The following is an 8,925-nucleotide window of genomic DNA, read 5'->3' on the forward strand; positions in this document are numbered from 1 at the left end:
CTCTCGTCCTTGATCCTGCCGCTCAGCTCGCGCAGCGTCTTTTCAAGCTCCGCACGGCGCTCGGGCGTGTCGAACAGCCCGCCCGAGGTCTCGCGCATCCAGATCAGCTCGGACAAAGGCCGCGCGGCGGTAAGTACGGAACGAAACGCCTCCGGTCCTTCGGCCTTGACCAGATCGTCGGGGTCCTTGCCCTCCGGCAGCAGCGCAAAGCGCGCAGTGTGCCCAGGTGCCACCAGCGGCAGCACCATATCGGCGGCGCGGTAGGCGGCCTTCAGGCCGGCCTTGTCGCCGTCGAAGCACAAAACCGGTTCGCCCGACATGCGCCACAGCAGTTCGAGCTGGTTTTCGGTCAGCGCGGTGCCAAGCGGCGCCACGACATTGTCGAAACCGGCCTGGGCCAGCGCGATCACGTCCATGTAGCCTTCGACCGCGATCACCGCTCCGCCCTTTTGCAGCGCCTTGCGGGCGCGGGCGAAATTGTAAAGCACGTTACCCTTGTGGAAGAGCTCGGTCTCAGGCGAGTTGAGATACTTGGCCGAAACCTCGGCTGACATGGCGCGTCCGCCAAAAGCGATGATGCGGCCGCGTGAATCAGGGATTGGAAACATGATGCGGTCGCGGAAACGATCGTAGGAAACCGGCACGTCCTCAAAGACGGTCAGCCCGCAGGCCTCCATCTGCGCTTTTTCGATACCCTTGGAAGCCAAAAATTCCTTGAGCGCGTTGCGGCTGTCGGGCGCGAAGCCGAGCCGGAACTGCTGCTGCGTTGCCGGCGAAAGCCCACGGTCGCGCAGATAGGCACGTCCCCTCGCCCCGTCGGCCGATTGCAGCCGGTCCTCGAAAAACTTGGTCGCCAGCTCCATGACGTCGTGCAGCGAGGCGCGCTCGCGCTCGCGCCGTTCTTCCTGCGCGTCGCGCGCCGGCATCGGCACGCCAGCCATCTCGGCGACCCGCTCCACCGCCTCGGGGAAGGTCATGCCGTCGAGTTCGGTGAAGAAACGGAAATGATCGCCCGAAACCCCGCAGCCGAAGCAATGATAGCGGCCCTTGCGGTCCTCGCAGTGAAACGACGGCGACTTCTCGCCATGGAACGGGCAGCACGCCCAAAAATCACCACGCGGTGCGTTGGTCTTTTTGCGGTCCCACGTCACGCGCAGGCCGATAACGGCCGAAATCGGCACGCGGTCGCGTATCTCGCTCAAAAATCCGTCGGAAAAGCGCATTGGGCCCTGCTTGTTTCATCCTGATATAGGCGCTCTCCCCGCCCGACACTAATCCTATTCGCCGTCATGCCCGCTGTTCACAGCCCCTGGCCTGCATGAACATCCAGATTGCGCCGCCCCACAGTCGCTACGGAACCCCAGGCTCGCCGGGAGTATCTCTATATATGACAGATCGAGCATCTTGCGGCCCAATGCACACGTGTGCAATATGGACGAATAATATTATCCGGCTAATCTAATCGGCATGGCCATGACAGTGATTCGTTTACGCGCCCAGACCATCGCGGTCGCCTCCTCAACCGCCCTTCGGTGCAGCCCCCACAGGTGCAGCCAATGAGCGGTTCGGTCGTCCTGCTGCATCTTGCCGGCGCGGTCGCCCTGCTTTTGTTCGCCACTCGCATGGTGCGCACCGGCGTCGAGCGCGCCTATGGCGACGTCCTGCGTCACAAGCTGCGCAACACCATGCGCAATCCGATCCTCGCCGTGCTTGCCGGCACTGCCCTTGCCATCGCCTTCCAAAGTTCCACTGCCGTCACCTTGCTAGTCGGCTCTTTTGCCGGCGCCGGCATCGTCAGCGGCATTGCCGGCCAGCTCGCCGTGCGCGGCGCCGAAATCGGCTCGGCGCTGGTCATCAAGATCCTGACCTTCGACCTCACGCTTCTGGTGCCGCTCTGCCTCGTCGCCGGCACCACCATGTTCCTGGCCACCGACCGGCGTAGCTGGCAGCAGACCGGCCGCATCCTCGTTGGCATCGGCCTTCTGGTGCTGTCGCTCGAAATGGTCGGCCAGGCATCCGAGCCGCTGCGCGAAAGCAAACTTTTGCCGGTCATCGTCGACTATTTCGCCGGCGATCCCGTCACCGCCTATCTGCTCGCCGCTGTCGTCACCTGGCTGTTCCATTCCTCGATCGCCGCCGTGCTTTTGATCGTCGCCCTTGGGGGCCGCGGCTTCGTTCCGCCCGAACTCGGCATCGTTCTGGTGCTCGGCGTCAATCTCGGCAGCTCGATCATCGCGCCTTTGCTTACGCGCAACGCCGAGCCAGCCGTCCGCGTCGTGCCCATCGGCAACCTTCTGATGCGCGGCGCGGGCTCGCTTGTCATGCTGGTTGCCTTCTTGTGGATCAAGCCGTCTGTCGCCTTCCTCGGTTCGACCGTGCCGGACCAGATCATCAACGCCCATATATTGTTCAATTGCCTGATCCTGGTCGCCGGCATTCCGCTCGCCAAACTCGTCTACAGCGCCTCTGAAAAGATCGTGGCGCTCGGCGCCAAAGCCGACCCGGCCAAAGACATAGCGGTCGCCGAACTGAGCGCCCTCAACGAGGCCGCCCTCGACACACCATCACTAGCTCTCGCCAATGCCACCCGCGAAGTGGTCCGCGTTTGCGAAACCGTCGAGATCATGCTCCAGCGCATCATCGAGCTGTATGAGAAGGCCGATGACGACAAGATCAAGGCGCTGGCCTCGCTCGACGACCGCGTCGACCGCAAGCATGCGGCGATCAAGCTCTACCTCGCCAAGGCCACCATCCGGCCGATGACCGAGGACGAGGCGCTGCGTTGCCAGGAACTGCTTGGCGCCTGCGTCAAGCTCGAGCAGGTCGGCGACATCATCGTCCGCAACATGCTCGCCCATGTGCAGAAGAAACTCGATCGCGGCCTCGAATTCACACCCGAAGGCTGGCGCGAGCTTTCGAGCTTCCACGCCGCTGTCATGGCCAACGCGCGGCTTGCCTTCAACGTCCTGGTATCGCGCGATCCCAATACCGCACGACAGCTCGTGCTCGAAAAGGACCGGCTGCGCGACGTCGAGAAAGAAACCAGTCAGAGCCATTTCCTGCGCCTGCGCGACGGCACCATCAAGAGCGTCGAGACAAGCTCGATCCATCTCGACACCATCCGCGACCTCAAGCAGATCAACTCGCTGCTCGCCTCGATGGCCTATCCGGTGCTCGAAGAGCAGGGTCTGCTCAGCGGCACACGCCTCAAGGCGAGCTGAACAGAAGGCCGACGTCACCATCGTCATCCCGGAAAGCGCAGCGTAGCGAAGCTTATCCGGGAACCATTGACTGGAATATCGTCTGGCGCGGCCGGGTCCTCGCGTTGACGTACTCGTCTATGCCTCCACAAACTCAGGACCCGGCCGCGCTCATCAATAGGTCCCGGGTCTCGCTCCGTTCGCCCGGGATGACGACGGCGTGGGATCGTGGCTCAAGGCAACAATCGCTCAAGTGCTGTCTGGCCTCACCGACAAGCCTTGCCTGCCACCGCCAATCCGGGTGACGCTGCCCCTTTCAACGAAGGGGATATAGATATGGCCGCGCTCGACCACGAAGCCCTCATCGCCGAGATGACCGCATGGCGGCGCGATCTGCATGCCCATCCCGAATTCGGCTTTGAGGAAAAGCGCACGAGCGCGTTCGTGGCGGCACAGCTCAGGGCCTTCGGCCTCAATGAGGTCGTCGAAGGTGTCGGCGGAACCGGCGTTGTCGGAACGCTCAGGCGTGGCAGTGGCAACCGCGCCATAGCACTCCGGGCCGACATGGACGCGCTCCGCATCACGGAGCAAGCGAACCACGACCATCCCTCGCAGACACCCGGCGTCATGCATGCCTGCGGCCATGACGGCCACACGGCCATGCTGTTGGGCGCAGCCAAGATGCTCGCCAGCGAAGGCGGCTTCGACGGCACGGTGCGCTTCATCTTCCAGCCCGCCGAGGAGTGGGGCAAGGGTGCGCTCGCCATGCTCGACGACGGCCTGATGGCGCGCTTTCCCTTCGACGAAATTTACGGGCTGCACAACATGCCCGGCCTGCCTGTCGGCCATTTCGAAACCCGGCCCGGCCCGATCATGTCGGCCGAAGACAATTTCGAGATCGTGCTGCGCGGCCTTGGCGGTCATGCGGCCCGGCCGCATGGCGGGCGCGAGGTTCTGGTCGCCGCCTGTGCGCTGGTTACCAATCTCCAGACCATCGTGTCGCGCCGGTTGAGCCCGGCCGACATCTCGGTCGTTTCGGTCACCGAGCTTTTGACCGACGGCACCCGCAACGCCCTGCCCGGCTTCGCCCGCATCCTCGGGGACGCCAGAAGCTTCCGGCCCGAGGTGAGCGCCGAAATTGAAAGGCAGATGCGCATCATCGCCGAGGGCACGGCCCTGACGTTCAACTGCTCAGCCGAGGTGACCTACACCAGGGAGTTCGTGCCGCTGATCAATGACGCCGACGCAACACAGGCAGCGCTTGAGGCCGCAAGCACGGTTTTTGCCCCCGGCGCCGTCAACGGCAAAGGCGAGATCGTCTCCGCATCGGAGGACTTCGCCCGCTTCCTCGATCATGTGCCCGGCTGCTTTGCCTATATTGGCAACGGCGAAGGCTCGGCACCGCTCCACAACCCGACATTCGACTTCAACGACGCCGCCCTGATCCACGGCGCGCGCTTCCACGCCGCCATCGCGCGCCAGCGCCTGCCGGCCGAGTAATCTCAGGCGAAGGGGTTGCCCGAATCGGATTTTATTGGTGACCTCTGCAAAGGCCGTGCAGCCTGCCGCTCGCTCCTTCCGGATTGGTGAATGCACCTCAACCTTGGCTTGGCCCCCTTGGGTGACCGTCGGCAATGCGAGCACTGACGTTGTTTGTCACCCTTTCCATGGGAACATTCCATGCCATCACTTGATCACGTGAAATCCATAGCCAAGGAACTGCGCAGCAGCCTGGCCGCACAAAACATCCACCTCTCGCACAGCGCCTGCCTCGAAATCGTCGCACACCAGTTCGGCTTCGACGACTGGAACATGTTCAAGGCGCACTGTGACACCAAGGCCGACTTCCGCATCTCGATCATGGTCGAGCACGGCCGCGAAGAGGAAGCGGCCGCATTCTATCAGCGGGCCTTCGGCGCCGTTCGTGGCGGGGCCTACATGTTTGAGGGTGAGGCGATCTCGATAGACCTGCAAATCGGCGATACGGCAATGCAAGTCGGAGGGGCCAATCCCCGCAGGGAACTGGAGCCGCACCGAGGCGGCCCCTTTTTTCCCAAGGCCAAGGGCGCGGTCAGTACGGTCTTTGTGCTTGACGTCGCCAGCGCCGAGGCGGCCCTGCAAAGAGCAATCAACGCTGGAGCGACCCTGCGGGGAGAGCTAGGGGAAGCGACCGACGGCCGACGCGGCGCCACCGTGTTCGATCCGTTCGGGCACATCTGGGGCCTCCAGGACAAGACGCCCGTCAGGCTTAGTCGCGCCGCCTGAGATCCCAAGAAAAACGCCCCGACTGCATGGCAGTCGGGGCGTCGTTGTTCAAAACGCAATCAAGGGTGAAGCTACTGCAGCAGCTCCTTGACGATGCCGCTCGCCTTGCCGAAATCCATCTGGCCGGGATAGCGCTCCTTGAGCGCATTCATAATGCGGCCCATGTCGCGCAGGCCCTCAGCGCCGAGCTCGGCGATCACTTTTTGCGCTGCGTCGCGCACCGCTGCGTCTTCCATCTGCTTGGGCAGGAAGTCGGTGATGATGGTTATCTCATCGCGTTCCTGGGCGGCAAGCTCCAGCCTCGCGCCTTCCTCGAAGGCCTTGGCCGATTCTTGCCGCTGCTTGACCATCTTGGTCAGGATCTGCAGGATTTCATCATCCGACACCGGGTCCTTGCCGGAACCGCGATGGGCGATGTCGCGGTCCTGGATAGCGGCCTGGATCAGCCTGAGCGTCGATGTGCGGCGTTTGTCGCCGGCTTTCAATGCAGTCTTCAGCGCCTCGGCGAGTGTCTCGCGCATGGCCATTACTCCTGAACGTGTCGCAAACAATAACGCCGACCTGCCACAGTGGCAAACCGAATGACAATGGCCAACTTCCTGTTTTTGCTAGGAAAAATAATTAGCCGTGAATTCCGGTGCGGTCATTGACCACCCGCCGGCCTTCGCTTATTGTCCGCGCCTTGCAAGGACTAGTTTGTTTTGTGCACGGGGCTCGCCTGACGGCGGTCGTCCGTGCTTTTCGCTGCGCGATATGGCCCCTTGCGAGCCATTTTTCAAGTCGCCGCGCCCGTTACGCAGGAGCATCGCCATGGCCTCAGAGACCGCCCCCTGGGCAACCGAAGTGCCGACCGCCGTTCTGGTTCTGGCCGACGGCACGGTCATCACCGGCCGAGGCCTTGGCGCCACAGGGACTGCCGTCGCCGAAGTCTGCTTCAATACGGCACTGACCGGCTACCAGGAGGTTCTGACCGACCCATCCTACGCCAGCCAGATCGTCACCTTCACCTTCCCTCACATCGGCAACATCGGTACCAACGATGAAGACATCGAGGACCTGAACCCGGCGGCCCGCTTCGGCGCGGTCGGTGCGGTGTTCAAGGCCGATGTCACCAACCCATCGAGCTATCGTGCCGCCGGCCATCTCGACCAGTGGCTGAAGCGGCGCGGCATCGTTGCCATGTCGGGCGTCGACACCCGCGCGTTGACCGCACTGATCCGCGAAAAGGGCATGCCCAATGGCGTCATCGCGCACGCGCCGGACGGCAAGTTCGACCTCGACGATTTGAGGGCCCGGGCCCGCGCATGGTCAGGTCTCGTTGGCCTCGACCTCGCCAAGGAAGTCACCTCTGGCCAGTCCTCCAGCTGGAGCGAAACGCCCTGGGTCTGGAACGAAGGCTACGGCGAGCGCAATGAAGCCACCATGCATGTCGTTGCCATCGATTATGGCGTGAAGCGCAACATCCTGCGCCTGCTCGCCGGCCTCGGCGCCAAGGTCACGGTCGTTCCGGCCAAGACTTCGGCCGAAGACATCCTGGCAATGAAGCCGGACGGCATCTTCCTGTCCAACGGCCCAGGCGACCCGGCGGCGACAGGCGAATATTCGGTGCCGGTCATCAAGGACCTGCTCAAGACCGAATTGCCGGTCTTCGGCATCTGCCTCGGTCACCAGATGCTGGCCCTTGCCCTTGGCGGCAGGACCGAAAAGATGCACCAGGGCCATCACGGCGCCAACCATCCGGTCAAGGACCACACCACCGGCAAGGTCGAGATCGTGTCGATGAACCACGGCTTTGCGGTCGATGCCGAATCGCTGCCCGAAGGCGTCGAAGAAACCCACGTTTCGCTGTTCGATGGCTCGAATTGCGGAATTGCGCTCACCGGCCGCCCGGTGTTTTCGGTCCAGCACCATCCTGAGGCGTCGCCCGGCCCGCAGGATTCGCACTATCTCTTCCGCCGCTTCGTCAACCTGATCCGCGCCCGCCAGGGCGAGCCGGCACTGGCTGAGCGCTGAGCCGGACATTCAGAAAGAGGCCCTCGAAGGCATTCGTGAGATAAGGCTCCGCTATTGCGGGGCCTTATCTATTACGTGACCAAAAACCCAGATGTTGGCCTCAAGCTGCGCTGTCAGCTTGCCTCTGCGGCGACACGCTGCACCACCTATTTCTTGCCCTGAGGGTAGATCGTTTCGCCGCGCTTGAGCATCGCAACGAAGGTCTCGATCTTCTTCTTGCGCCCGGCTTCGGTCTTCATGTTGTGGGTGCGGAAGGCAAGTGCGAAACGATTCTGCGCGCTGAGTTTGCCCAACATCGCCCTCGCCTCGGGCTCGGCGTCGATCGCCGCCTGGAGGTCGTCGGGGATCTTCATGTCCTTGCCGCTCTTGTAGGCGCGCTGCCAGCGCCCATCAGCCTTGGCCGCCTCGACGTGGCTGAGGCCGTGCTCGGTCATTCGGCCTTCGGCGATCAGGCGGGCGACATTGTCGACATTGATCTGGCTCCAGGTGCCTTTCTTGCCGCGCGGCGAGTAGCGCTGCAAAAAGCTCTTGTCGTCGAGCCCCTTGCGCACGCCATCGATCCAGCCCCAGCACAGCACCATGTCGATAGCCTCTTTCGGCGTGATCGACTTGAGCCCCGTCCCCACCTTGTGGATCTTGATCCAGACCTCGTCTTGGCTGTCGTGGTGCTCGCCGAGCCAGTCGTAGAAACTCGCGGCATCGGCGAACTCGCGGACTTTGTCCGGATCGACATATACGGGCGCCATCAGATCACCAGCTCCACGTCAGCAACAAATCCGTCAGACAAGATGGCTCTCCTCTTTTCGATACCTACCGCCGCGAAGCCGGGTTTGCGAACACGGCAAGCAAGCTTTCATGGGTGGCCCAATCTGCATGCTCGCAGCGCCTCATGCCAGTCTATCTTGCGGTTCAGGCCAAGTGCAGCAGGCTTATTGTAGTGGCGCCTGCATCGTAACAACGCTCATCGAGTGAACCCCAAGTAGAGACAGTGGAGAAGCAAGGCGAAACTGACCACCAAATCCTCCATGCCTGACATACGGCTTCGACGTCATGCCTTCGTCTTTCCAGTTGGCATGCTTTCTGCTTTGCGACTGCTGCAGTGTTAGAGAAACGGTGGTGATCAATGGCATATGTGATAGATCTCAATACGCACGAACGGGTCGAACAACGCAAGGAAGGCCGTCGCCGCACGCTGAAAGGCGCCAAGTTGTCATTTTACGGCGGCTATTGCTCCTTTGAGGGCATTGTCCGCAAMCAGTCCCAAAATGGCGCAAGATTGGACTTTGGCGACACGACAGGTGTGCCAGCCGAGTTCAGTCTGGCGATTACCGGCGAGGCAGCAAAGCGAACGGCACGCGTGTGCTGGTATTCGCCGACATCGGTAGGCGTGCGCTTTGTCGAACAATAGCGCGGACGTCTCCTGCCCGGCGCCCAGACAGGTCTAGGT

At 62.4% G+C, this 8,925-nt stretch carries 8 protein-coding genes; 5 read left to right on the top strand and 3 right to left on the bottom strand.

Going from position 1 to position 8,925, the window contains the following annotated elements; genetic code table 11:
- On the bottom strand, window positions 1–1,223 hold a 1,223-nt coding region (gene dnaG, locus AC1DUU_RS14705; protein ID WP_476784146.1), incomplete at its 3' end, for a DNA primase.
- A gap of 333 nt (window positions 1,224–1,556) precedes the next feature.
- Here dnaG and AC1DUU_RS14710 point away from each other — a divergent pair.
- From AC1DUU_RS14710 to AC1DUU_RS14720, 3 genes are all read left to right on the top strand, one after another.
- Complete coding sequence (locus tag AC1DUU_RS14710; protein WP_476784147.1) at window positions 1,557–3,221, top strand: Na/Pi cotransporter family protein; 1,665 nt, start codon at window positions 1,557–1,559, stop codon at window positions 3,219–3,221.
- 315 nt (window positions 3,222–3,536) lie between these two features.
- Window positions 3,537–4,700 carry a M20 aminoacylase family protein gene (locus AC1DUU_RS14715; protein ID WP_476784148.1) on the top strand — a complete coding sequence of 388 codons (1,164 nt, stop codon included), beginning with the start codon at window positions 3,537–3,539 and terminating at the stop codon, window positions 4,698–4,700.
- Between the two features lie 180 nt (window positions 4,701–4,880).
- A complete protein-coding gene (locus tag AC1DUU_RS14720) occupies window positions 4,881–5,465 on the top strand; it encodes a glyoxalase superfamily protein (RefSeq protein ID WP_476784149.1) in 585 nt (194 codons plus the stop codon).
- 71 nt (window positions 5,466–5,536) lie between these two features.
- On the opposite strand, the gene AC1DUU_RS14725 is transcribed toward AC1DUU_RS14720, so the two are convergent.
- On the bottom strand, window positions 5,537–5,986 hold the full coding sequence (locus AC1DUU_RS14725) for a GatB/YqeY domain-containing protein (protein WP_476784150.1): 450 nt from the start codon (window positions 5,984–5,986) through the stop codon (window positions 5,537–5,539).
- A gap of 289 nt (window positions 5,987–6,275) precedes the next feature.
- Between AC1DUU_RS14725 and carA the strand changes: the two genes are divergently transcribed.
- A complete protein-coding gene (carA, locus tag AC1DUU_RS14730) occupies window positions 6,276–7,478 on the top strand; it encodes a glutamine-hydrolyzing carbamoyl-phosphate synthase small subunit (protein ID WP_476784151.1) in 1,203 nt (400 codons plus the stop codon).
- 146 nt (window positions 7,479–7,624) lie between these two features.
- On the opposite strand, the gene AC1DUU_RS14735 is transcribed toward carA, so the two are convergent.
- Window positions 7,625–8,224 carry a YdeI/OmpD-associated family protein gene (locus AC1DUU_RS14735; RefSeq protein WP_476784152.1) on the bottom strand — a complete coding sequence of 200 codons (600 nt, stop codon included), beginning with the start codon at window positions 8,222–8,224 and terminating at the stop codon, window positions 7,625–7,627.
- 377 nt (window positions 8,225–8,601) lie between these two features.
- On the opposite strand from AC1DUU_RS14735, the gene AC1DUU_RS14740 reads away from it, so the two are divergent.
- A complete protein-coding gene (locus AC1DUU_RS14740) occupies window positions 8,602–8,886 on the top strand; it encodes a hypothetical protein (protein WP_476784153.1) in 285 nt (94 codons plus the stop codon).
- Window positions 8,887–8,925 lie beyond the last annotated feature (39 nt).

Source organism: Aminobacter sp. P4_H6_2 (genome assembly GCF_056400805.1).

What these genes read in the sequence shown, in the direction of transcription:
- AC1DUU_RS14710 (WP_476784147.1), top strand. Translation starts at nt 1,557, where the DNA reads ATGAGCGGTTCGGTCGTCCTGCTGCATCTTGCCGGCGCGGTCGCCCTG.
- AC1DUU_RS14715 (WP_476784148.1), top strand. Translation starts at nt 3,537, where the DNA reads ATGGCCGCGCTCGACCACGAAGCCCTCATCGCCGAGATGACCGCATGG.
- AC1DUU_RS14720 (WP_476784149.1), top strand. Translation starts at nt 4,881, where the DNA reads ATGCCATCACTTGATCACGTGAAATCCATAGCCAAGGAACTGCGCAGC.
- AC1DUU_RS14725 (WP_476784150.1), bottom strand. Translation starts at nt 5,986, where the DNA reads ATGCGCGAGACACTCGCCGAGGCGCTGAAGACTGCATTGAAAGCCGGC.
- carA (WP_476784151.1), top strand. Translation starts at nt 6,276, where the DNA reads ATGGCCTCAGAGACCGCCCCCTGGGCAACCGAAGTGCCGACCGCCGTT.
- AC1DUU_RS14735 (WP_476784152.1), bottom strand. Translation starts at nt 8,224, where the DNA reads ATGGCGCCCGTATATGTCGATCCGGACAAAGTCCGCGAGTTCGCCGAT.